Below are 24,861 nucleotides of genomic sequence, written 5' to 3' on the forward strand. Positions count from 1 at the left end.
TGCCTTTTGTGGCACTTAGGTCACCCTCGAAGGCAAAATTCGAGTTTTGAAACTGGCCTTATAATATCGTCATTCCAAACGATTTACGGTATTTATTTTGACAGTCAATGACATTGACGTGGAGGCCACGATCAAAACTGCTCAGCAATTGCTTGCCGAGGAAGCGCAATTGTCAACGGCTTAACGTACGATACTGGGTGTACTAATTATGCTGGTGCAGATCATGGTGGGCCGTTTGAACTTGAACAGCTGTAATAGTAGCAAGCCCCCCTCATCCAATCGGTTTGGCAAGGGCGGAAAAGGTGATATAGGGGTACCGTTAAAAAAACCGGAGGTCAACCGGGGCGCATCGGCACCACGCTGGAAAAGATTGATAATCCCGATGTGATTAAACCCCTGACGGTCGACCGGTGCCTTTTGCCGCCCGGCGACTATACGGTGGTCGGTTCGACTCTCGCCAAGTGTTTGATATTGACATCCGGCGCGTCGTGATCGAATACCAAACCGAAATTTTGGAAAATCAGCAGGGGCAACGCTTTACAGCGCCCTTTCCAGCAGGTGTGACTAAAGCTGTTCAGTACGGCAACGGCGTCAAAGCTCATTCGGTGTATTTGTCGCAGTAGAATAACTGGAATAGCTCGGGTCAGTGAATAACTAGAGTCAGATACAAATTATTTAGGCAACAAAGCCCCCCTTAGTTTTTTGGACAAGGAACAGTCATTCACGAATAAAAAGACACAAACTGAATCATGCTAAACTTGGCCTCATGTTGTATTGTCTTTGTCCTAACTCATGAAAGAAAAGTACATTAATCTATTCACCGATTTTGGCTTTAAAAAAGCCTTTGGCGAAGAGGCAAGTAAAGAGCATTTGATCAGCTTTTTGAATACCTTGCTGCCGGAGCGGCACCAGATTGAAGAACTACAGTTTTGTAATAACGAGTACCAAGGCGCGACGGCGCTGGACCGCAAAGCCATCTTTGACCTGAATTGCGTCAGCGCGACCGGTGAATATTTTATTGTCGAGCTGCAAAAAGCCAAACAGAACTTCTTCAAAGACCGCAGCGTTTTTTATGCCACCTTCCCGATTCAACAGCAAGCCCAACGTGGCGACTGGGATTTTAGACTATCGGCGGTCTACACCATCGGCATCCTGGACTTTGTGTTTGATGATGAGGACAATGCCCAGCGCGATGAAGTCATCCATCGGGTGCAATTGAAAAACCAGCATCATCAGGTGTTTTACGACAAGCTGACCTTTATCTACTTGACCTTGCCCAACTTCAGGAAAACGGAAGACCAACTCGACACCCTGCAAGACAAATGGTTCTTTTTGTTTCGCCATTTGCATGAACTGGATGAAATCCCGCCGCGATTGCGCGAAAAAGTCTTTTTGAGCTTGTTTGAAAAAGCCAGCATTGCACGCTTTCAACCCGAAGAGCGACAGGCGTATGAGTCCAGCCTGAAATATTATCGCGATTTAAAAAATGTGATTGATACCGCACGAGAAGAAGGGCGAGAAGAAGGTGAACACATCGGCTACCAAAGAGCCCGAGCTGAAACTGTTCTGAAAATGCTAAATCATGGGATACCGGAAGCGGAGGTAGCAAAATTGATGGACTTAACGTTACAGGATATTCAAACGATTAAAAAGAGTGCTGTACTTTCTGACTGTACCGGCAATGACGCGGATCGTCGTTGAGCCTACCAGGGATCACTTTTGACTAGCTTTATTGTCCGGCTTCATAATCACCTTCAACAGACACAATAAATGCTTTTTCAGCTTGCTGACTCCATTGCCTGTGCGTTTGAATTTTGAAGCTATACTACCCATCGTATATCAAAATTCGGCGCTGGGGACGCCGCGAATAAGCCCCCCCCCGTAGGCTCCTCACCTAGCGTTAGGTGCACTGCCATTAAGTTAAGTCGTCACAGAATAAGTAATGTTGGCATTCAGGCTCGAATGTGCCTCAAAAGCCTGCCATCCATGGCACTGGATTCCGCCAATCCATGGCGGAATGACGGATTTCCCTTAACTTAATGGCAGTGAGCGTTAGGTGAGGAGCCAAAACTAGAAACGCGAAAGGTATACAGTAACTGGCAGACAGCGCTAAGATGCGCACGCCTGACGACTTGAATATGGCACTCGACCTTGAAGCCATCGCCGAATCCGTTTACTCTAACCATGACTGAAAGCGCCGTTACTCGCTTACAAACTGGTTTAAACAACCGGCGGCGCAACCTAGATATAGAAAAAACCTTCGATAACCCATAACAGTATGTGGACCGACCGCAGTAATTGCCTTGCCCCGCTCTGGGCCGATAAAGTTTTTCACCAAGCGATCTCGCTCGGTAATTTTTGCCATGCCGCGCACGCGTTAAAATTAGTAGAGTATCGCGCGTTTTCCGGGCCCTTCGACTGGATTTTTTCAACCCCGGTCGTCACAACCCACATCCTACAAGATGATTTCAGGCTTTTTCTCGACCCGGAGCACTATGAACCGGTTCCGATCGAAAACCGCATAACGCCCGAAGCCAATCTTTGCGAGCACCGTTTTTATCGGGAACGATTCGGTTTACGCTTCATGTTTAATCATCATTCACCCGATGTAGCGAAGGACTTTGCTTACTTCGAACGGGCAGTTCAACGTTTTCGATCAGCCATGACCCAGCCTGCCGCGCCGCTGTTGCTCATGGTGACTCACGAGCCGATCAAAAACGCCTGGCTGGATACCCTTATGGGAACGCTGAATGGCTTGCGCGAAGACTACGGATTATTGATTATCCGCTTTGTGGCTAATCGACAAGCTTCAGTTGAGGCTAGCCTTTCCGCTGTTCAGGTCATGGCTCACGACCTGAAGCTATTGGCCATGGAACTTACCCTCAGCGACCGGTCTTCCGGTCTCGAATTTACCAATTCAGCAGACAACCGGCTGTTATTCGCGCTGTTGAAAAGCTTCAATGTCGCTCACCATCCTTACTTACCGTCGCCTTTCGGGCGACATGACTTCGACGAAGCCTGGTATCTAGCTCAGAACCCCGATGTCGTTAAAGCGATTGCTTCGGGATTATTTTCATCCGGCTGGGATCATTTCGATAAATTCGGCAGGCACGAAGGACGAATAGCAAAACATGGCTGAACTCAATTTAAATACACTGATATTACAATTACGAACCGACCTCCGCGAACATTTGGGCGAAGCAAGCCATGAAAGTTCGGCCGCCTATTTAGCTTGGCTATTGACCAACGGACTCCATGAGTACCCGGCGCTTCGGCAAAACCAACAGTTTTTATCGCGCCTGGCTTCTCAGTTGGCTTCTCTCGATGTTTCTCATTCCTGCTTGACACCATTGCAGTTCGTCATTTGGCAGGCACGCCCCGATATTCAAGCGCTGTTTCCGCTACCCGATCAGCTCATGAGTTTTTATCAGTGGTTTTACACCTATGGCCTCGAGGATTACAATTATTGGTTTTTTTTATCAGAGCGCGAGAAGAATATCGTTAAAAGAATTCCTGCGCCATGGCCGGCCCGCCTGAACAGCATCATCGCACCAAACACGCCACCAGAGGAACCCAAAATCCCTTTCTCGAAGCGTCCGTTCGGCGTCAATTTGATCGGCTATGCCTTTGGCCAGCTCGGTATTGGCGAGGATGTTCGGATGGCCGCCCGCGCCTTTTTGTCGGCCAATGTTCCGATGACAATGCTGAACTTTCCGCCCGGTTCGGATGTTCCGCAAAACGACCGCAGCATGGAACACTATGTTTCGGAACAAGGACCGTTCGGTTTCAACATTTTCTGTATGACTGCGGAAGAGCACGGTCGCTTTTATTTGAACTGCGGGGAATCTCAATTGCAGGACCGCTACACTATCGGCTACTGGCCCTGGGAGCTCGGCAATTGGCCTAAGAATTGGGAAATGATGCTGGAATTCGTCGATGAAGTTTGGGTGTCGACCCGGCATATATATGATGCACTGACTCCCGTTTGCCATAAACCTTTAATGGTGATGCCGATGACGGTTGAGCTGGGAAGCATCACTCGATTCTCTTCTCGCAAGCGCGCCCGGGAGCATTTTGGCCTACCGGAAACAGCCAAGTTATTTTGTTTTTCATTGGATTTGAAATCTTATTTTCAGCGCAAAAATCCACAGGCGTGTATCGATGCCTTTTTAGCCGCCTTCCCGACCGATCAATATACCGAGAAGCAAGTGGGCTTGGTGATCAAGGCACATAAGCCCGCGATGAAGGACCTGAACTGGGAAAGACTGAAAAAACTGGCAGCCCGGGACAAGCGCATCAAAATCATCGAAGGCACCCTCTCCCGCCCGGATTTGCTGGCGCTTTACCAAGCCTGCGACTGCTTTTTGTCGCTGCACCGGGCGGAAGGCTTTGGCCGAGGTATCGCCGAAGCCTTGCAACTGGGCCTGCATGTCATCACTACCGGCTATTCGGGAAATGTCGACTTCTGTAATGCGCCTCACGCAGACTTGGTCCGCTATCGCTTGATCAACGTAGAGAAAGGCCAGTACCCTTACCCGGACGGCCAGGTATGGGCCGACCCCGATATTTCGCATGCCGCCGAATTAATGTGTCGTTTTGTTCAGGGTAGAAAATCGGCCATCAAAAAAACCGATTGGCCGGAGTTCTCGGCCGGCGAAGTCGGTCAACGCTATAAAACACGCCTGGAAGTCATTTATGATGAAAAACTCAGAGTATCGGGCAATACCTTGGCGAGTTTTACTGCTAAGATTGTGACACCCGAGCAAACCGACAAGGCGATGTAAAAAACTATTCTGAACGGAATAAGCCCTTTCTCTCTTGGAACTGCGGCCTCAACAACTCTTTCTTGTCGTTTGCCATGCTCCGACTTCGCATTACCCAGTGCAACAGTGAAGCTGAGCCTATTCCGCTCCTTCGCTCGACGCGATCTCCATCGTATTTCAATCCAGAAAATACCGATATGATTCATGATAAACCGCTAAAACACCCTCGCATCCATGAAGAGAGCCCTACCTCGGCTTGGCGGCAAACCTTGAACCGGATCATTTTTGGCGCTGAAACCAAGGCTGGGAAGGCTTTCGACGTTGTCTTGATCATCATGATCTTACTCAGCATCGTCACAGTTATGCTTGATAGCGTCGAAGCGATCCGTAATCAGTATCGGCAACTGTTCTATTTATCGGAATGGTTTTTTACACTGCTATTCACACTCGAATATATTTTACGCCTACTTTCGGTACGCCGCCCCTTGCTATATGCCCAAAGTTTTTTCGGCTTCGTCGATCTGCTTTCGATCCTGCCGACTTATTTGGGACTGCTGATTCCCGGCGTCGAATATATGCTGACATTGCGAATCCTACGATTGCTGCGCATATTCAGGGTCTTGAAGTTATCCGAATACATGCGCGAAGCCAACGTTCTTCTGATTGCACTGAATAATAGCTTTCGGAAAATTGCAGTATTTTTGTATACGGTCTTGACTCTGGTCGTGGTATTCGGCGCACTAATGTATATCGTCGAAGGCAGCGAAGCCGGTTTCACGAGTATTCCCAAATCTGTCTACTGGACCATCGTCACGATCACCACGGTCGGTTATGGCGACATTTCACCACAAACCGCATTAGGACAATTACTCGCCTCGACAATCATGATCATGGGCTACGGAATTATCGCCGTGCCAACCGGCATTTACAGCGCGGAACTGATGAAAAGCCACAAACAAAGCCGAATAGATAACCGACCTTGCCCCGATTGCGGCGCGACCGGCCACGACTTCGACGCCGTCTATTGCAAATATTGCGGGCATCGGTTGAATCCAAGAGATGAGTAAAGCCCCTGTTTCTCCAAGACGATATACTGCTCTTTACAGATCAAAATTTGGCGCGGGGAAACTGTCAGTAGACGCCAGGCGGGGCTAAATTCTGCACCCTCGACAACCGCTAGATTATAGCTTTCGCACTTTAAATTTCGGAAGTGCTAAAGAAGACGTCTAAACGATGAGCGATAAAATCTAGACACAACGCAGATATAAGGCTAACAGCGAGAAAACAGGCTTTGAAAGGCATTGTACATGGCGCAACGTCGACACAGTTTGTGTCACAGGAGTCAATGTGAAAGCGGAGGGGAGAGAGATAAGGGGTTAGATTTGGATGGGGTGAACGACGGGGCTCGAACCCGCGACAACCGGAATCACAATCCGGGGCTCTACCAACTGAGCTACGATCACCACAGAAAAGTGTTTCAACAGGAGATGGCACGCTTGGCAGGACTCGAACCTGCGACCCTCGGCTTAGAAGGCCGATGCTCTATCCAGCTGAGCTACAAGCGCAGTGTGGTCGGGGTAGAGGGATTCGAACCCCCGACATCCTGCTCCCAAAGCAGGCGCGCTACCAAACTGCGCTATACCCCGATTGACCTTCGTGAATGAGCTCGAATCTTGTCTAACTATCCACCCGTGAAGAGCTGCGTATGATAAAGACTCTCATGACTTTCGTCAATAGATTTTTTTAATCTTTAACAATAATCTCAAAAAGTAATTCAACCTAAATTCGGCAGTTTAACCACGAAGCGCATAAAGTTCATGAAGGGTTTCAAGGAATTACTTAAACATTCTCGCTAACTTTTTTGGTGAGCGAAAGCTCTATACAAACGTATAACAAGTCCTGATTAGCAAGATGCTTCAGCTTGCTGAAGCCAACTGTCCGAGCAGTGGCCAGTCGTAGCCACTTCTGCGGGACGGGTTATTTAACCCGTCCCCAACGTTTCGGTTTGCCCTAAACATTTCGGCTAACTTCGGCCAAAGTCAAAACGTTTAGGACGGGGTTGCAAACCCCGTCCTGCTAGGGATATGCTAGTTTTTGGGCTTTAGCTGAAGAAACTTGCTAATCAGGTAACAAGTTATTGGTAACTATTCAGCCCCCCGGCAATTATCGTTCCCGCGCTCTGCGCTCATCGTTATATACCTTTCGTACTTCAAATTTCGGCAGCGCCTGACTAAGGAGGCACCGGGCTGTGCGGCAAAAGCTTTGCCAGCATGGAGCTGGCATAGAGCCTACAGGGAGGTATTCACGGCGTCCTTTGACAAATACTCCGGTGCCGAATTTTGATCTACGATGAGTATACCTAAATTGTAGGGTACGCTTCGCGTACCTTCATGCCGTTAAGCAGCGAATTTCTAGCCACATCAAACCATGAGAGCTTGGTTAATATTGGAGGGAGCGCCATGGCACGCACAGCGTATCTCAAAGAGATGTGTATAACGGCGAACGCTCGGCGTTCGGTTGCTTCTATAGCCTTTCTTTTACAATGCGATAAACTTCATCGACTGCTTGTTCGGTGCCTTCCAAAATCGATTCGAGTTCCTGAGCCTTACGATCGGCAAATTCCTTGTCTTTCAAGCTGCCGACATTGATATAGACATTCAATGCCGCGCTTTTCAATCCGGCGTAAGCGGACATGACCGCGACGCCTGCGTCGCTAATGACGCCGGTATTGCCTTTTTCGGCGGCAATCCGGCATAGCTCGATCGTTTCGAAACAAGCTCGGGCACATTCAAGCGGCACTTCGGTCGCTTCTTTCAATACGGACTGTATCGCTTCGGAACGAGCCGCCTTTTGTTGTTCAGTCTCTTTCGGCATGCCGTAACAAGCCATCAACCGGCCGAAGACGTCGACGTCGGCCTTGATCATGCCCGTTAGGCGTTCGCGTAACGCTTCGGACCTGTCCAATAGTACGCCCATTTCCGCTTCGACTTCGGCGTATTTCGGCTTGCCTATCGTCAAGTTGCATACCATGCCGACCAGTGCTGCCGCTTGCGCGCCCATCAACGCAGCGGCGCTGCCGCCCCCCGGTGTCGGCGTCTTGCTGGCCAATTCATCGAGATAGGTTTGTAAAGATTTGTCTTTGATATTGGTCATGGATCGATTTGCTTATTTTGTCATTAAAGTCGTGCCGCTTCGGCGACGTTTACTCCCGACGCCAGTTAGTGCCTCCGCCCGGAACGTCTTCGAGTATCACGCCTTGCTGCTTCAGTTGATCGCGAATTTTATCGGCATCCGCCCAATTCTTGTTCTTTTTGGCGTCGATTCGCGCCTGTATCAGCGTTTCGATTTGCTCGGCCGTCAAGCCTTCGGCTTGGTTATCGCCTTCTTTCAAGAAGCGCTCGGCATCGTCTTGCAATATACCCAAAACGCCGCCCAGCCCCCTTATGGTAGCGGCCAATTGACTCGCCCTTTGCTTATCGGAGTCTTTGACTTTATTGAGTTCTCTAGCCATATCGAACAGTACCGACAACGCGACCGGCGTATTGAAGTCGTCGTCCATCGCTTCTCTAAAGCGCGCCTCGTAATCGGCTTCGACTTCGAACTCGCCGGCATCGATACCACGTAACGAGGTATACAGACGGGTCAACGCGACCGCCGCCTCGTCCAGATGTTCGTTGGAATAATTCAGCGGACTGCGGTAATGGCTAGTCAGGATGAAAAAACGCACGACTTCCGGCCGGTAACGTTTCAAGACTTCTCGTACGGTAAAGAAGTTACCCAGCGATTTCGACATTTTTTCTTCATTGATGCGCACGAAACCGTTGTGCATCCAATAGTTGACGAACTTTTCGCCGGTCGCGCCTTCCGATTGCGCGATTTCGTTCTCGTGATGCGGAAACTGCAAATCCATGCCGCCGCCGTGTATGTCGAAATGATTACCCAGGCAACCGGTCGACATCGCCGAGCACTCGATATGCCAGCCGGGGCGCCCCTGACCCCACGGCGACTCCCACGCCGGTTCGCCAGGCTTGGCCGCTTTCCATAGTACGAAATCCAGCGGATCTTGTTTGGCTTGCTCGATCTCAACTCGCTCGCCGGCTTGTAACTCGGCTAGGTTTTTGCCGGACAAGCGTCCGTAGTTGCTAAATTTCGAAACCGAATAAAATACATCGCCGTTAGAGCCAACATAGGCTATGCCGTTCGCAATCAATTTTTCGATCATTGCCAGGATTTCAGGAATCGATTGGGTCGCTTTAGGCTCGATGTCTGGAGGCAATACAGAAAGTGCGCGTTCGTCCTCGTGCATCGCCTCGATGAAGCGTTCGGTAAGACTTTGGAAATCTTCACCGTTGTCGCGCGCGCGTTGAATGATTTTATCGTCGATATCGGTTACATTGCGCACGTAGGTCAGATTATAGCCCGAGTAACGCAAATAACGCGCGACGACATCGAATACGACCATCACTCTTGCATGCCCGACATGACAATAGTCGTAGACTGTCATACCGCAGACGTATAAACCGGCCTTACCTTCGACACGGGGTTTAAAAAGTTCTTTTTGGCGCGTCAGAGTGTTATATATTTTCAACATGATAGATAAGACTGGTTAACAACAGAACAGGGCAATTTACCAAGCCGGTGCTTCTCTTTCAAGACAAAAACACATAGAATTCTTGGTTACTTGTTACTCACGGAAATCGACCATGCGTACTCTTTTTACCGCTACAATACTACTACTAGCGACAACCCATTCTTTTGCAAAGGAAAATACAATGTCAGAACAAGCAAATAAGGTCAAACTCACCACGACACTGGGCGAAATCACAATTCAATTGAATCACGAAAAAGCACCGATCTCATCAGAAAACTTTCTGACCTACGTTAAAGATGGCTTTTATGACGGCACGATCTTCCACCGCATTATTCCGGGATTCATGGCGCAAGGCGGCGGCTTCGACGGCGATTTCAACCAAAAATCCGTTCGCGATCCGATCAAAAATGAAGCCGATAATGGTTTAAAAAACAACCGGGGCACGTTGGCAATGGCTCGCACGCCCGATCCGAATTCGGCGACCGCGCAATTTTTCATCAATTACAAGGACAATTCCTTCTTGAATTACACCAATCCGACTCCGAACGGCTGGGGCTATGCCGTTTTCGGCGAGGTAATTGAAGGCATGGATATAGTCGACGCTATGGCCAAGGAACCTACCGGCAACCGGGGCATGCATCAGGATGTTCCAAAAACCAACATCGTGATCGAAAAAGCCGAAATCGTCGAATAAGACTTTTTTGCCAATGGAACACGGATGCTGCCGGCCGACATTCCTCGCAAGCTTATCGTTCCCATGCCTTTTGCGGGAACGCTGCTTTAGACGCTCCGCGTCGACTGCGACAGTTAGGTTGCTTGATAGACTTTAGGAAGTGCATGGGTTGGCTTTTGCTTGTTTTATCGGTCATCGGGGACGCAGAGCGTCCCGGGATACATTCCCACGCAGAGCATGGGAACGATAATTTAATGGGAAGTTTTTTGTTACTAAGTCCTTAGCCGCATTCGCGCTCCATTCCCTAAGGAACGAGCATGAAATAACGTCGACAACTTTGGAAGGGAATTCGGCGGCTCGATTGACATGTGTCGGCGGCAGGGATAACCGCCGTCAAGCCTACACGGACGTATTCACGGCGTCCTGTCAAGCGAGTCACCGAACCGCCGCAAAGCCTACTACTTATAGAGGTTATTTTGTGCATATTCCTACCCCGCCTTCCCCCAATTCAACGAGCCAGTCTTTTGCCTATGCCCCGCGAAATCCATTTTATTTCGGACCTGCATATCTCGCTTGAAAAAACCGGAATCACCAAGCGCTTCCTGTCCTATTTGGAACAACATGCGCCGCGCGCCGAAGCCGTGTACATTCTCGGCGACCTATTCGATGCCTGGATAGGCGATGACGACCCGACGCCGCCGAACGCCAAAATCAAAAGGCAGCTCAAACACCTGACCTCGTCCGGCACGCAAGTCTATTTGCAACAAGGCAATCGGGATTTCCTGCTCGGACAACGATTTTGCACAGAAACGGGCGTGAATATGCTCGGCGATTATGCCGTGATCGATTTGTTCGGAACGCCGACTTTGTTGACTCACGGCGACCTACTCTGCACCGACGATCTCCCTTATCAAGCATTCCGCGAAAAATCGCATACTCCGGAGTGGCAGCAAAACGTCCTTTCCAAGCCTTTATGGCTAAGGCTAATCGCCGCACGTTGGTACCGCTTGCGCAGCCATTTCCACAAACGCGGCAAAACGCAAGACATCATGGACGTCAACCGACAGACCGTTATCGACACTATGCGCGAACACGGCGTGTTGCAACTAATCCACGGCCACACGCACCGGCCGGCGATCCATGAATTCGAAATCGACGGACAAAAGGCGAAGCGTTTCGTATTACCCGACTGGAAAAAAAACAGTGCACAAGTTCTATGCTGGACCGAGCAAGGCCATCGCCTCGAAGCCATTTGACCCCAACAAATAGCGAATCAACACCCATTCATCTTTCCCTTGATTGATATGCATTCCCACGCTGGAGAGACCGTGAAAGTATTCAATATTATGAAATAACCATGAAGAACATGAAGTAACTTGAAGAATTAGACTGTTGATTTTATAGTCTTTTTCTTCATTGCCTTCATGGTGAATAAATTTTTTATGATGTATTCGCATACTCTCACAGCCTTTGGAGTGCCGGGAACAAGGAATCTAGGCCACTGTGACTTCGATACCATTTGTTGCTACCTAAGCTTACCGACTCCGAAATCGCGATCTAGGGATCGCTCCCACATAACCCCATAAGCGCCAACTTAGTGCTTATCCTGTGGTGCATTATTCGTCATCTCGGCATGGATTGTCGATATCCAGGTTACATGGATGTGAAGCTACGCTTTGCCGTCCCTGGCACTATAGGGGTAGAGAAGAGCCGTTTCAGGCTCTCCCCTCCCTCCGAACCGTGCATGCGGTTCTCCCGCACACGGCTCTCCAGTCGATAGTTTCCTCATCGGGATTGGCTCGCTTGCTCATGGGCTTCAGTCAGTGTGAAAAGTCCCAGGTTTGCGAAGTAGGCATTCGGCCATTGTTGATGGTCTCTGACGTTCCTTCCTGTCCCGCTCCCTTTCTTTTGGTACTTGCGCAAGATACTTCTGAGTCTGCGCCGTACAAATCCGTCCATGGCTTGTAACTCGCTCTTGTGGGCGTGTTTAAAGTAGTTAAACCAGCCGCGTAATATCGGATTGAGTCGGTGAATCACAGTATCGATTGAAACTCCCTGGCTTCGCAGGGTCTGCGCTCTTATCTTATCCCGCATCGCCTTTCGGCTTTTCTTGCGGATTAAGTGCAGTCCCTTTTTGAAGGTGTAGCCCAGAAAGTCGAATCCGTGCGGGTCGTTTTGTTCGTTGACAAGCCTTGTCTTGTCAGGATGCAGTTCGAGCTGGTGGCGCGCCATCCACTGTTTCACTTCGGTCAGGGCTGCGTCGGCTTCCGCTTCGCTGGCCGCCAAGATGATGAAGTCATCCGCATAGCGCACCAGGCGATACCGGTCGCCGATCAGGTGATCCAGTTCGTTGAGGTAGATGTTCGCCAGTAACGGACTCAGTACCGCATAGACGCCAACTTAAGGCATAAAACGTTGATTTGTAGTTGAAAAATAAAAGTGTGGCCACAACATAGAGTATTTTTACCGACGAAAGTGAAAATCCCTATGAAGCAGCCACAGCTAACAGATACGCCTTTTGATGAATTTTTGCAAGAGCTCCCGGCAGATTTCCAGGAGCAGGCCTATGAATTACAGGCGTTTGCACGGGCACGGAAAATCCGATCACCGTTGCAATTATTGCAGTTAGTCCTGTTGTATTGCGGACAGGACTTGTCGTTGCGCAGCTGTGCCGGCGAAGTTGCCAAGCTTCAAGGCTATTTGAGCGACACGGCGGTGACCAAGCGACTGGCGGCCTGCGTGGTGTGGATCAAGTCGTTACTGAAGCGTGTGTTCGGATTGGATAAACAGATCAACAATGGCATGATGTTCGAAGATCTTTAAAAGAGAAATTAAAGAGTGTGTTCGGATTGGATAAACAGATCAACAATGACTCCTTGAATTTCATTGTGATTGACGGTTCGACCGTGCAAGAACCCGGCGCGAAAGAAACAACGTATCGCTTGCATGTGGCGATCGACTTGATGAGCTTAGCACTTCGCGAGGTCAACGTCACGACCGATAAAGTCGGCGAGAGCTTGGATCACTATCAGTTGACTGCAGGTGATGTCGCGTTGGTTGATCGAGGCTACAACCAACCGAAGTCTTTAGTCCCGCTCATTGATCGCGGCGGCCACGTCGTACTGCGCTACAATCCACACAGCATGACGCTTTACGAACGGTGCAACGAACCGAAAGGTGTTAAAATCGATTGGGAACAGCGCATACGCGATTTGAATGGTCAGCCGGGTGCGATACCGGTTTATCTGTGCCATCAAGACAAACGTATTGATGGCGTGGTGCATGCGATGCCGTTACCGCCGGAACAGGCGGCGCAAGCACGCCGCAAAGCGAAACAACGTGCGCGTGATAAAGGTCGCACGGCGAGCCAAAAAACCTTGATGCTGAGCGGCTGGGTGTTGATTTTTACTTCGCTCCCCGAAGCGCTGCTCGACACGAAATCAATCGCTGAGCTCTACCGGGTTCGCTGGCAAGTGGAGCTGGTCATAAAGCGGCTAAAGAGCTTGCTTGATATCGACCGGCTACGCGCCCGAAAAGACAGCAAGCTGGCGGATTTATATTTGCACGGCAAGTTACTGTTTGCTGCAGTGACTCAAAAAATAGCGCAGCGCCGATTCGGCCGGGCGGCCACCACAATGGACGGTGATCGTTCGATTACCCATTGGCGTTTATGGCGCACGATCGCCAATGAGATCAAGGCAGGACTTACGGCTTGTTTTCCAAAAAATAAGCGCTTTATTGATGACCACGTAAAAAGCCTTTGTGAACGTCCGCGCAAGAGAAAGCTTCAGGGTTTGCCGGATCGAGTTTTGGAACTCATTATTGAAGGTCAGGGAGGTGGCGTTAGTCTTGCTTAATCAAATACTTAGATTCTTAAGTTGGCGCTTATGACTCAGTACCGCCCCCTTGTGGCGTCCCCTGCGTGGGTTTCCAGCTTTCGCAGTCGGTCATGATGTCCTGTTTTAAATAGGCTTCCAGCAAGTTGAGCAAACGTCGGTCAGCGAGTCGCTCGCCAAGTTTGCTCATGAGTAGGTCATGACTGATGTTGTCGAAGTAGCCTTTGATGTCGGCATCGACCACCCAGGTGTAGCCGGCTTTGAGCCCTTCATCGACCGCTCTTAAGGCGTCTTTACAACCTCTGCCCGGTCTGAATCCGTGGCTGCTGTCTCTGAAGGTGTGCTCAAAGATCGGTTCTATCACCAGCTTGATCGCCATCTGCACCACCCGGTCTTTGACCGTGGGTATGCCTAAGGGCCGCTCGCCGCCTCCGGCCTTCGGGATCATTACTCGTTTGACCGCTTGCGGTTGGTACGTACCGCTTTGCAGTTGCTGCTGGAGTTCTTGCAGATACTGCTCCGCTTTATTTTCAAATCGCTCGATACTGATCTTGTCTATGCCGGCCGCGCCCCGGTTACTTTTCACCCGTTGCCAGGCGATCCGTAAGGTTCGCTCCGCATAGATTTTGTCCATCATACTATGCCATTTGCCTCCTTTGACACCGTTAACCAGTGCCGCCAACATGCGCTCCGTCCATAATCCGGCTTTCACCCCCGGACACTGCTGTAGCGCCGCGATGTCTGTTTCCTGTCTAGTCTTTTCTGACACTGTGGATTCTACCTCTTCGGTTGCCTTTTCATGTTCAGTTCGCATCTATCTTCCTACCCCCCTTAGCTAAAAGCGGTTTTGCTTCCCGCTCGTCTCAACGGCTACAGGACGTATGACAGAGCAGGTTTCACGCTACGCCCTGCTGTCGGGATTTCTGGTTCGGCTTTCCCACAAACTCTTCGGGGCTCTGTCTGTATCCGTCTTCACTACTATGAGGGCTCTGACTCCTGCCGGTCGTTCACTGCAACCCGCAGGTCTCCCCGCTTGCTACGTACTACCTTCCTGTCATTCAATCTCCAAACATCCCATGCAGCCGGGTCATCGCTTTAATAGCCAAGTCAGCGTGATCCGTGAGTTCCAGGCTTCGCCATGAATCCGAAGGCTCGCCACCACATGGAACCGAAACGAGTTTGCCTTACTACAGACTGACAGTTCATTTCCAGTTACTCCCCACCCCACCTCGCGGTGACGCAGTTATTTTCCATTTCAGAGCTTTTGGCTTACTCTGGTACGGACTTTCACCGTACTGATAGTACGCCCTCGCGGGCGTACGGATTCCGCCAATCCCTGGCGGAATGACGTGTTTTTTACTTAAGTTAGCGAATACACAGAGCCCCACCTTTCACCTTTCACCTTCCCCTATCAAGCATAATGCCCAAATTCCGCGTCCCGTAATCGACCGGCCAAATCGGGAACTTGCTCCGACAATTCAACAACCTGCTCGACCGATAAGCGTAGCACGGTAATATACGTTTTAGCCCTAACCGTCGCGGTTCTGACCGCCTTGGCCGATAACGCATGCTCGCCGATAAAGCTGCCTTTCCGTAATTCGGCGACATGACAGCTTTGCCCCTGCTCATCCCGCTTGAATACATTGACGCTGCCGCTGACTAATATATAAATACAATCGCCTTTGTCACCTTCATCGAACAAAGTATCTCCAGGCAAGAAACTAATATAGCGCGCCTGTTCCGCTAAGCGTTTGATTACCGCCCTCGGCAACCCGGAAAACAAAGGGACGCTGTCAAACCAATCATCTCGTTTAGCCAGACTCAAACTAGCCGTCATCGCCGGCAATTGTTTTTGCGCATCGAATAAGCACTGCTCTAATCGCCGAAAGACCTTAACCGACAATTTGCCTTGTTCGTATTCCTCAACAACTAACTTATGCGAATAAAGCAGCGCCACTTCTTGAAACAGCCTGTTTTCATATTGACGATAAAAATCCGGAAACAATTCGCCGAAGCGCTTTAATCGCCCTTGCCGTCGATGAAGACGGTTCCGATATATTTTTTTAATGATATTTAACTTGTCGCCGGATAAATTCGGATCGGCAGTTTTAAGTTTTTGCAAAGCTACATGCGCCATTAATACGCCGGCAATATCATGACGAATGAGATTCGAAAACCGGACGCTTTGGTATTTAATGAGCCAACCGAGCGTCCATTCGTATTTGCTTAAAAAATGGATCATCGACATTTCAAACCGCAAAAACGAATTATTTTCAACTTTTGCGGATTCGATAAGCAACAACTCCTCTATCGTTTTTGCCCGGTCTTTTCTCAATAGATCCTGAAAATTAAAATAGGTGTAATAATTCACCAAACCGATATCGTGCAAGCGCGCCAACTCATCCGTTTCAGCTTGCAATGCCAACAAATGCAATTGTTTTAACTGCTGATCCTCGGACATCGGCTTGTCGCTCGACGGCAATTTTTTGCGCAAATCGAAGACAACCGAGTTTTGAATATCACTGTCAAGTAAATGCAAATTGGCAAAGCTATGCAAGACATCGTCGACCGAATACTTAAGCTGAACCATGCCTTGCTGTAACTCGAGCCACTCTTCGTTGCTCAATCGATCTATTTTCAACCAATGCATCAGCGGCCTAAGCGTGGATGCATTAACCAGCATACTCACCATCACAACGCCTAACGTCAACTCTTTCAATAATTGTTTATCAGCCACTGTATCCGGTATCGAGAAAGCAATCGCCACTGCCAAACCGCCCTTCAGACCACCCCACCACATGATATGCCGGCTAGCAAGATAAATTTTAGGCAACCCGAACACATAGGTCGTAAACGGCATCAACGCATAAATACTCACGGCACGCGCGATAGCCACCGCCATTACCGCCCACAAAACCGGGTTCCAATTTCCGAGCAGCGAGAACAGATCGACCGATAAGCCAATCATAATGAACAACAGCGAATTAAAAATTAAAACAATAACTTCCCAAAATTCTTTGACAACATGCTCGACGTCACCCGACAACCTCGGCAAGCCGACTATTTTAAAACATAGCGCAGAAGCCAACACCGACATGACGCCCGACACATGGAAAAAATGCTCGGCAACGATGAATGCCGAATAAGCCATAATCAGCATAAACACCAAAATGATACTCCGGCCGCTTTGAGCCAATCTAACTATCAATTCGCTAAATAGCAGGCCGCCGAAAACACCGACTCCCGCGCCGCCGACAAACACCCGGATAAAAGCCGGAACTGCCGATAGCGAATCGGCCCAGTCGTACTGTCCGGACAATAGAAAACCAAGCACGATATTAAACAATACGATCGCCGTGGCATCGTTGAATAACGATTCGCCCTCTACCAATACCGCAAGCCTTCGACTGACACCAAGCTCTTTAAACAAAGCAATCACGGCGACCGGATCCGTTGCGGAAATCAGTGCACCGAACAATAGCGCGACAAGCCAATCGAGCTGTAGCGACACCACCAGACCAAGGCCAACCAGAAATGCCGAAATCAACATGCCCGGAATCGCCATCACGACCACCGGAACCAAATCTTTTAATAAGGCCCGCGCGTCGAGATTCATCGCGGATTCGAAAATCAACGCAGGTAAAAAGACAAACAACACCAACTCATGAGTCAATCGAAACCCACCCACAAAGGCCACTTGATCGGTCAATGTGCTAGTTAAATTAATCATCAACCCCATCAACACCAACAAAACGGTATAAGGCAACCGCAAATGCCTGGTCAATCCGGCAATAACCATTGCAACGGTCAGAAACACCAAAACAACAGAAAGCAAGTAGGAAATTTGCATAATAGAAGGTTGTTGATACAATGACCCTGATAAGCCGAACCCTGAGCTTATATTCCCGAACGACAGTGTAATTTAAAGGCTTGTCGTCCGCCTTAAAAGTTGACTTTTAGGAAAAAATCCTTAAATTTACACACCTGGCGCGGCACTTGTTAGTTCTCCGGTAGAGGGAATGATCGTCGCCCCATAAATTACTTAAAACTAATATTAGTCTTAAAAATCATAACCCGTATTCTGTCGTGTAACAGGATACCAGGAGGAAATATATGAAGAAGCCTGTCAAAAGCTGGCTGATTGCCTCAACTGTCGCTGCCTTGCTTGCAGTACCTGCAGTATCTCAAGCGAATAGCGAAGTTGAAAAATTGACCAAGAACCCAGCGAACTGGGCGACTTGGGGCGGTAACTATCATGGTACCCGTTACAGCGAACTCAAACAAATCAACACTTCTAACGTCAAAAACCTGCAACCGGCATGGACTTTTTCAACCGGCGTTCTGCGCGGCCATGAAGGCGGCCCTCTGGTTGTCAATGACGTCATGTATATTCACACTCCATTCCCTAACACCGTTTATGCGATCGATCAAAAAACACAAGCGGTTATTTGGGAATACACTCCGCAGCAAGATGCCGACGTCACTATTCCTGTGATGTGTTGCGACACCGTCAACCGCGGTTTAGCTTACGGCGACGGTAAAATCTTCCTGCAACAATCCGATACCGTATTAACTGCGTTGGATGCCAAAACAGGTAAACGGGTATGGAGCGTTCAAAACGGCGATCCTAAATTGGGCATGACCAACACTCAAGCTCCATTAGTCGTTAAAGACAAAGTCATCACCGGTATCTCCGGCGGTGAATTCGGCGTACGCGGCTTCTTGGCGGCTTACAACATTCGCACCGGCGAGTTGGATTGGAAAGGCTACAGCATGGGACCTGATGCCGACACTTTGATCAATCCAACTAAAACCACCACTTGGAAAGACGGTAAAGTCCAACCGGTCGGTAAAGATTCGAGCACCAGCACTTGGGAAGGCGACCAATGGAAAATCGGCGGCGGCACCACTTGGGGCTGGTACAGCTACGATCCTGAATTGAACCTGGTTTATTACGGATCCGGCAACCCTTCGACTTGGAACCCGGCGCAACGCCCTGGCGACAACAAGTGGTCGATGTCATTGTGGGCTCGTAACGCAGACACCGGCGAAGTCAAATGGGTTTACCAAATGACTCCGCATGACGAATGGGATTACGACGGCATCAACGAAGTCGCGCTAGTCGATCAAGAAATCAAAGGCCAAATGCGCAAAACTGCCGTTCACTTTGACCGTAACGGTTTCGGCTACACACTGGACCGCGTCACAGGCGAATTGTTGGTTGCCGAAAAATTCGACAAAGCGGTTAACTGGGCGTCTCATGTCGACATGAAATCCGGCCGTCCGCAAGTCGTTTCTCAATACAGCACGGAATACAACGGCGAAGACGTCAACACTGAAGGCGTTTGCCCTGCGGCATTAGGAAGCAAAAACCAACAGCCTGTTTCTTACTCTCCGCAAACCGGTTATTTCTATATTTCCGGCAACCACGTTTGCATGGACTATGAACCGTTCGAGGTTGAATACACTGCCGGACAACCATATGTTGGCGCGACGTTGTCTATGTTCCCCGCCGGTAAAGATGTCATCACCGGCAAGGAAGACGGCTCCAACAACTTAGGTCAATTTACTGCTTGGGATGCTACAACCGGTAAAATCATTTGGTCTAACAAAGAGCAATTCTCGGTATGGTCAGGCTCGCTGGCTACTGCCGGCGGTGTCGTTTTCTACGGCACTCTGGAAGGCTACCTGAAAGCGGTTGACGCGAAGACCGGTAAAGAGCTTTACAGATTTAAAACACCTTCCGGCATCATTGGTAACGTCAATACTTGGGAATACGAAGGCAAACAATATGTCGGCGTACTGTCAGGCGTCGGCGGCTGGGCTGGTATCGGTATTGCTGCGGGACTCGACTCCGGCGAAGAATCTTCTAACTCTGAAGGTTTAGGAGCGGTCGGCGCATACAGAAGCTTAAGCTCTTACACTAAATTGGGCGGCACATTAACTGTATTCGCATTGCCTAATTAAGAAAATATCTGATTTTTAGATAGAAACAAACCCCGGTCGATTTTTCGTCCGGGGTTTTTTTTTGACCGACACACCCCACAGAACCGGAACCCAATAATGCCTGCGTTGTAACTTAGCCTTTACGACTCAGATACATTAAACTATTCGATCTAGTTCCGAACTCACCAGGAGAAAGAATGACTCTCAGGACTTTATTATTTAGCGGTTTGTTATGTGCCGCCATAACCTCCACAGCCAATGCCGAAGACAAATTCAGAGTATGCGCAGACCCGTTGGATCCTCCGTATTCCACTAAAAACGGCGATGGCTTCGAAAATAAAATTGCCGAATTATTTGCCAAAAAGTTAGGGCAAGAACTTGAGTACACTTGGTTTCCCAATCGCATGGGCTTTATCCGCAACACACTGACCGCGACAGTCGGCGATTCCGAAGACGAGTATAAATGCGATGTCGTCATAGGCGTCCCGGCCGGTTACGATCGAACCTTGACAACCAAGCCCTATTATCATTCGACCTATGTCTTGCTAATCGCCAAAAATCGTGGCTGGGACGATATCGAGTCGGCGGAACAGCTGAACGACCTGCCCCTCCAGCGTCAAGAATCGTTACGCATCGCGATGTTCGACAGGGGGCCTGGTACGGCTTGGCTGCAAAAATTGGGCTTAATCGATCAAGGCGTGCCTTACCAAACCATGACCGGCGATGACGAAAACAATGTCGCTATGCAGATCGATAAGGATCTAAAAGCCGGAATAATTGATATGGCTGTAATCTGGGGGCCGATGGCGGGCCATGTGCTCTCGCAAAGCCCAAAAGGTAGCTTCACTGCCATCCCTATGAGTTCGTCACCCGGCATGAAATTCGATTTTTCAATAGCAATGGGGGTTCGATATGGAGATAAGGCGCGAAAAGAAATGCTCAACCGGCTCATTGACGAACATTTCGATGACATTCAAAAAATTATAGCCGGCTACCAGGTCCCATTATTACCGATCCCAAAACAAAAAAGCCGCAAAGATGACGACTAATACAAACCGTTGTCTTCCCGGCTAATTCACCGAATATTTTATTGCACTTATAACTTGAATCCAAGCTAGGAGCAAGTCAAGCATTCGGCTTTTATAGCTGAGGCGAGAATCAAAATGCTGATATAAAATCCACCAGGCTAAATCATTTGAATTTAGCCTGGTTTTTTTTCAAGATTAATTCTTTTTGGGAGGCGTCAACACCGCTTGCGGACCGGGTGCCGTTTGGTTGTGTTTTAAGACGACTCCTCCTAAAGGCGGCAAGGTTATATAGAGCGAGTGAGGCCGATTCATCCAGGCCTGCTCCTGAGTCCAAATACCATCCGGCGAATTGACCACCCCGCTGCCGCCGAATTCCTGCGCATCGGAGTTAAGGATTTCGTCATAACGCCCAGCCGCCGGCACACCAATGTGATAATACTCACGAGGGACCGGAGTAAAGTTCAGAGCTATAATCAAAAACTCTCCCGTATCGGCAGCCTTGCGGATATAGATCAGCACCGAGTTATGGGCATCGTGACAGTCGATCCACTCAAACCCCGCATCGGTAAAATCATTGGCATGTAAAGCCGTCTCCTTTTGATAGGTGTGATTCAGCGTCTTTACGAGATGTTGCAGTCCTTGGTGAAAAGGATAGGCCAACACATACCAATCAAGCACTTGACTGCTGTCCCATTCGCGCCCTTGACCGAATTCACAACCCATGAAGAGCAACTTTTTGCCGGGGTGGGTAAACATATAAAAATACACCAAACGCAAATTAGCAAAGCGCTGCCACTCATCGCCGGGCATTTTATATAACATCGATTGCTTGCCGTGAACCACTTCATCGTGAGAAAACGGCAACAAAAAATTTTCCGTAAAGGCGTAAATCAGACTAAAGGTTAATTCTCCCTGATGGTATTGGCGATAAATCGACTCTTTTTCCATGTAGCGCAACGTATCGTTCATCCAGCCCATATTCCACTTCAAATCGAAGCCCAACCCACCGACATACGGAGGTTTAGTGACTTGCGGCCAAGCGGTCGACTCTTCGGCCATGATCAACACGCCGGGAACTTGCTGATGGGTAATTTCGTTTAATGATCGTAAAAAGTCGATAGCCTCCAAATTTTCGCGACCGCCGTATTTATTGGGTATCCACTCGCCTTCCTCACGGGAGTAATCGAGATACAACATTGACGCTACCGCATCGACTCGCAAACCGTCTACATGATATTCCTCGAGCCAGAATAGAGCGCTCGAGATCAAAAAGTTCTTAACTTCATAGCGACCGAAATTAAAAATCAATGTCGACCAATCACGATGTTCGCCGAGCCTTGGATCTTCATGCTCGTAAAGCGATGTGCCGTCGAACCATGCAAGCGCATGCGCATCTTTCGGAAAATGCGCCGGCACCCAATCGAGAATGACACCGATCTCGTGCTGATGACAATAATCGACAAACCAGCGAAAATCTTCAGGACTACCGAATCGACTAGTCGGAGCATAGTACCCGGTCGTTTGGTAACCCCACGATTTATCATAGGGATGCTCAGTAACCGGCAATAACTCAAGATGGGTAAAGCCCAGGGTCTTAGCATATTCCACCAAGGCCACCGCCAATTGCCGGTAATTTAATAACTCTCCTTCGGAACCTCGTTGCCAAGACCCCAAATGCACCTCGTAGATGCTAATCGGCTTGTGCTGCCAATCGAACTTCTCACGCTGTTTCAACCATTTTTGGTCATGCCAATTAAAATTATCGTTTGCCGTTACAATACTGGCCGTATTCGGGCGAACCTCATAAAACCGACCGTAAGGATCTGTTTTTAATAAAATATCGCCATTCTTCGCGCGAATTTCATACTTATAAACCAAGCCGGGCTCTAAGCCTGGAATAAAAAGCTCCCAAACGCCATTACCGCGCACCCGCATTTGATGGCAACGGCCATCCCAGCGATTAAAATCGCCGACTACGCTAACTCGCGATGCATTAGGCGCCCACACCGAAAACAGCACGCCGGCGACGTTTTCGACTTCATGGACTCTCGCCCCCAGTAAACGGTAAGCATGCCAATGTTTACCTTCACTGAATAAATGTAAATCGTAATCCGATAATTGCGGCGCATAACAATAAGGATCATAACCAATGTGCTCGTAATGGTCTTGATCGCGCCAAATCAGTCGATAGCATGGAGGGACTTGTGATGCTAAGCCATGCCATTCGAAAAGAGCCGTACCCTCGATTCGAGTCAATGGCAAGTTTCCTTCAGCCAAGGCCACGGTTTCGGCATGCGGCAAAAAAGCGCGGACCACAACCTGTTTGTCATCCATGGGATGGCGACCTAAAACGGCAAAGGGATCACTGCTTTTGGCATCAATAAGACACTGTAATTCTGTGGACAGTTTTGTTTTACTCATCTGCTTTTGCGGGAAGCCCGCGAATTTATACCCCTTGCTTGTCAAATTTCGGTGCCGGGGTGCTCGTCAAAGGACGCCGTAAATACGTCCATGTAGGCTCTATGATAGCATCCATGCTATCAAAGCCTTTGCCGAACACCCCGGCACCTCCATAGGCTAATGCCGAAATTTAAAGTGCGAAAGGTATATCATTCGGGTGGGGATAGCTCAGCTTGCCTCGACAAGCCCGGTTCCCGCTCTCCTGTTCTAATGTGCTATCCTGGTTTAGCATCGATTCGGCGTCGTTAGGCACCTGTAGTTATAAAATTCGAATTTTGTCAAACAGCTTGTGTAGTAACCATTACTCGAACCATGCCCGGCAACAAGTCGAAATGATAAGGACTCGGCACATAAGCTAGCGGATACTCCGGTGAGAGATCGGTAAACGGCGCACGCGACTGAACATATTGATATAGATCGGGCGTCGAAAACTCATGACGCTGCCAAGGGTCCTTATTTAACAAGATCAAAGCTTCTTGTTGTCCGGATAGGCTGGCTTTCCAGAAAAAAAGTATCGGCGACTGCGGATAACCAATTAGGTTAAAAGGCCCCTCTTCCTGAAATACAGGGTAATCGGCTTTCATGGTGTTGACTTGAGTAATAAACTCAGTCAAATCCACCTCGGTAGTTTCCCAGTCCTCAGGCCGAGTATGCACCACATGCAGCGGTTTACTAAAACCGTATTCGTAACCCATCGGCATCATCACGCCGCTGCTGAATACTGCGGAAAATAAGTAACGCTGCTTTAAGGCTTCGGCATTGCCGTTGCTTTCGGCAAATAAACGAGGCGTATCGTGGCTTTCGGGAAAACTGATCGAAGGGGCGGCTTGGCGCAATAATTGATACTGTTCCGGTAACCAAGGGCTTTCGAAGTCCCACCATTTGGAACTATTGAAAATATAATCAAACCCGGCTTGCGCGGTTTGCTTGGTTCGCTCGGCGCTGCAGCCTAGCGTTTCAGCGGTAAACACCACATCGGGATGTTTTTGTTTCGTATCCGTAATCAATTGCCGCCAAAGTTCGGGCGCTAATTGATAGGCGGCATCGCAACGAAAGCCTTTAAAACCCAGATCGATGTATGACTCGATAATTTTACGATAATAGGCATAAAGCCCATTATCGTGACTTCGGCCATGATCGAATTGTGCTAAATCCTCCCATACCACCTTATGGCCGCCGTCTTCGAGACAAAAAGGGCGCTGAACCTGACCATGCTCGTGAACAAACCATTCGGGGTGCTGTTTCAACAAGGGCGAATCGATCGCACAGTGATTCAATACCAAATCGGTCATAAAGCGGATTCGGTATTTTTTCTCAGCCTGTTGAATCAAAGCCTGCAATTGTTGCTCCGCGGTTTTTTTGGATTTCGGATCGACCAACAGCGGGTTTAACTGAAAATAATCGGCAATAGAATACAGGCTGCCGGATGCCCCGGTTTTTTGTAACGGGTTGACGAAAACCCAATCGAACCGCATCGCCGCGGCCCTTTCCAAATGAACTTCCCACTGCCCGAAGTGACCTGCCAACAGGGGGAACAAGTTATACATCCTCATCAATCGGCCTC

The 24,861-nt window shown here is 49.1% G+C and carries 18 protein-coding genes and 3 tRNA genes; 10 read left to right on the forward strand and 11 right to left on the reverse strand.

All coding sequences use genetic code 11. The features are described from left to right. Nucleotides 1-431: 431 nt before the first annotated feature. On the reverse strand, nt 432-602 hold the full coding sequence (locus EQU24_RS22565; protein WP_017842131.1) for a hypothetical protein: 171 nt from the start codon (nt 600-602) through the stop codon (nt 432-434). Between the two features lie 190 nt (nt 603-792). On the opposite strand from EQU24_RS22565, the gene EQU24_RS18525 reads away from it, so the two are divergent. The 4 genes from EQU24_RS18525 (at nt 793) to EQU24_RS18540 (ending at nt 5,830) form a co-directional block, all read left to right on the forward strand. Next, entirely contained in the window at nt 793-1,701 is a 909-nt protein-coding gene (locus tag EQU24_RS18525; RefSeq protein WP_138767221.1) for an Rpn family recombination-promoting nuclease/putative transposase, read from the forward strand. Nucleotides 1,702-2,278: 577 nt separating this feature from the next. Then, the gene (locus EQU24_RS18530) at nt 2,279-3,139 is read left to right on the forward strand and encodes a DUF1796 family putative cysteine peptidase (RefSeq protein ID WP_017842129.1); all 861 of its coding nucleotides are present in this window, start codon (nt 2,279-2,281) and stop codon (nt 3,137-3,139) included. Next, nucleotides 3,132-4,784, forward strand: a complete 1,653-nt coding sequence (locus EQU24_RS18535; protein ID WP_017842128.1) for a glycosyltransferase — start codon at nt 3,132-3,134, stop codon at nt 4,782-4,784. Before EQU24_RS18530 ends, EQU24_RS18535 begins: the two co-directional genes overlap by 8 nt. Before the next feature lie 176 nt (nt 4,785-4,960). Beyond that, nucleotides 4,961-5,830, forward strand: a complete 870-nt coding sequence (locus EQU24_RS18540) for an ion transporter (protein ID WP_017842127.1) — start codon at nt 4,961-4,963, stop codon at nt 5,828-5,830. Between the two features lie 320 nt (nt 5,831-6,150). On the opposite strand, the gene EQU24_RS18545 is transcribed toward EQU24_RS18540, so the two are convergent. The 5 genes from EQU24_RS18545 to cysS form a co-directional block, all read right to left on the reverse strand. Next, a tRNA-His gene (locus tag EQU24_RS18545) sits at nt 6,151-6,226 on the reverse strand. 25 nt (nt 6,227-6,251) lie between these two features. Then, nucleotides 6,252-6,328: transfer RNA gene (locus EQU24_RS18550), tRNA-Arg, on the reverse strand. A 4-nt stretch (nt 6,329-6,332) separates the two neighbouring features. After that, nucleotides 6,333-6,409: transfer RNA gene (locus EQU24_RS18555), tRNA-Pro, on the reverse strand. 877 nt (nt 6,410-7,286) lie between these two features. Continuing rightward, the gene (gene fchA / locus EQU24_RS18560; protein ID WP_017842126.1) at nt 7,287-7,916 is read right to left on the reverse strand and encodes a methenyltetrahydrofolate cyclohydrolase; all 630 of its coding nucleotides are present in this window, start codon (nt 7,914-7,916) and stop codon (nt 7,287-7,289) included. 49 nt (nt 7,917-7,965) lie between these two features. Beyond that, entirely contained in the window at nt 7,966-9,354 is a 1,389-nt protein-coding gene (gene cysS / locus EQU24_RS18565; protein WP_017842125.1) for a cysteine--tRNA ligase, read from the reverse strand. 181 nt (nt 9,355-9,535) lie between these two features. Between cysS and EQU24_RS18570 the strand changes: the two genes are divergently transcribed. Both EQU24_RS18570 and lpxH read left to right on the forward strand, forming a co-directional pair. After that, a complete protein-coding gene (locus EQU24_RS18570) occupies nt 9,536-10,048 on the forward strand; it encodes a peptidylprolyl isomerase (RefSeq protein WP_017842124.1) in 513 nt (170 codons plus the stop codon). Nucleotides 10,049-10,557: 509 nt separating this feature from the next. Then, complete coding sequence (gene lpxH / locus EQU24_RS18575; RefSeq protein ID WP_017842123.1) at nt 10,558-11,283, forward strand: UDP-2,3-diacylglucosamine diphosphatase; 726 nt, start codon at nt 10,558-10,560, stop codon at nt 11,281-11,283. 529 nt (nt 11,284-11,812) lie between these two features. Here the strand turns inward: lpxH and EQU24_RS18580 are convergent. Beyond that, nucleotides 11,813-12,409 (reverse strand): group II intron maturase-specific domain-containing protein, encoded by a 597-nt coding sequence (locus EQU24_RS18580; protein WP_268869782.1) that lies wholly within the window; start codon nt 12,407-12,409, stop codon nt 11,813-11,815. Between the two features lie 105 nt (nt 12,410-12,514). Here EQU24_RS18580 and EQU24_RS23100 point away from each other — a divergent pair, with 105 nt between their 5' ends. Continuing rightward, nucleotides 12,515-12,850: a hypothetical protein gene (locus EQU24_RS23100; RefSeq protein ID WP_017842121.1), complete on the forward strand. Its 336-nt coding sequence runs from the start codon at nt 12,515-12,517 to the stop codon at nt 12,848-12,850. Between the two features lie 17 nt (nt 12,851-12,867). Then, complete coding sequence (locus EQU24_RS18590) at nt 12,868-13,884, forward strand: transposase (protein ID WP_138767222.1); 1,017 nt, start codon at nt 12,868-12,870, stop codon at nt 13,882-13,884. Between the two features lie 28 nt (nt 13,885-13,912). Here the strand turns inward: EQU24_RS18590 and EQU24_RS18595 are convergent, their stop codons facing one another. Next, the gene (locus EQU24_RS18595; RefSeq protein ID WP_235726428.1) at nt 13,913-14,632 is read right to left on the reverse strand and encodes a reverse transcriptase domain-containing protein; all 720 of its coding nucleotides are present in this window, start codon (nt 14,630-14,632) and stop codon (nt 13,913-13,915) included. Between the two features lie 642 nt (nt 14,633-15,274). Continuing rightward, complete coding sequence (locus EQU24_RS18600) at nt 15,275-17,713, reverse strand: cation:proton antiporter (RefSeq protein ID WP_017842118.1); 2,439 nt, start codon at nt 17,711-17,713, stop codon at nt 15,275-15,277. 263 nt (nt 17,714-17,976) lie between these two features. Between EQU24_RS18600 and EQU24_RS18605 the strand changes: the two genes are divergently transcribed. Together EQU24_RS18605 and EQU24_RS18610 are read left to right on the forward strand one after the other, a co-directional pair. Next, a complete protein-coding gene (locus EQU24_RS18605) occupies nt 17,977-19,830 on the forward strand; it encodes a methanol/ethanol family PQQ-dependent dehydrogenase (protein ID WP_017842117.1) in 1,854 nt (617 codons plus the stop codon). 176 nt (nt 19,831-20,006) lie between these two features. Next, the gene (locus EQU24_RS18610; RefSeq protein WP_017842116.1) at nt 20,007-20,858 is read left to right on the forward strand and encodes a quinoprotein dehydrogenase-associated putative ABC transporter substrate-binding protein; all 852 of its coding nucleotides are present in this window, start codon (nt 20,007-20,009) and stop codon (nt 20,856-20,858) included. Nucleotides 20,859-21,032: 174 nt separating this feature from the next. Here the strand turns inward: EQU24_RS18610 and glgB are convergent, their stop codons facing one another. Continuing rightward, nucleotides 21,033-23,258 carry a 1,4-alpha-glucan branching protein GlgB gene (glgB, locus tag EQU24_RS18615; protein ID WP_017842115.1) on the reverse strand — a complete coding sequence of 742 codons (2,226 nt, stop codon included), beginning with the start codon at nt 23,256-23,258 and terminating at the stop codon, nt 21,033-21,035. A 317-nt stretch (nt 23,259-23,575) separates the two neighbouring features. Continuing rightward, nucleotides 23,576-24,850, reverse strand: a complete 1,275-nt coding sequence (locus EQU24_RS18625) for an alpha-amylase family protein (RefSeq protein ID WP_026130326.1) — start codon at nt 24,848-24,850, stop codon at nt 23,576-23,578. Nucleotides 24,851-24,861 lie beyond the last annotated feature (11 nt).

It is taken from the genome of Methylotuvimicrobium buryatense, from assembly GCF_005931095.1.
Taxonomy (GTDB): Bacteria; Pseudomonadota; Gammaproteobacteria; order Methylococcales; family Methylomonadaceae; genus Methylotuvimicrobium; species Methylotuvimicrobium buryatense.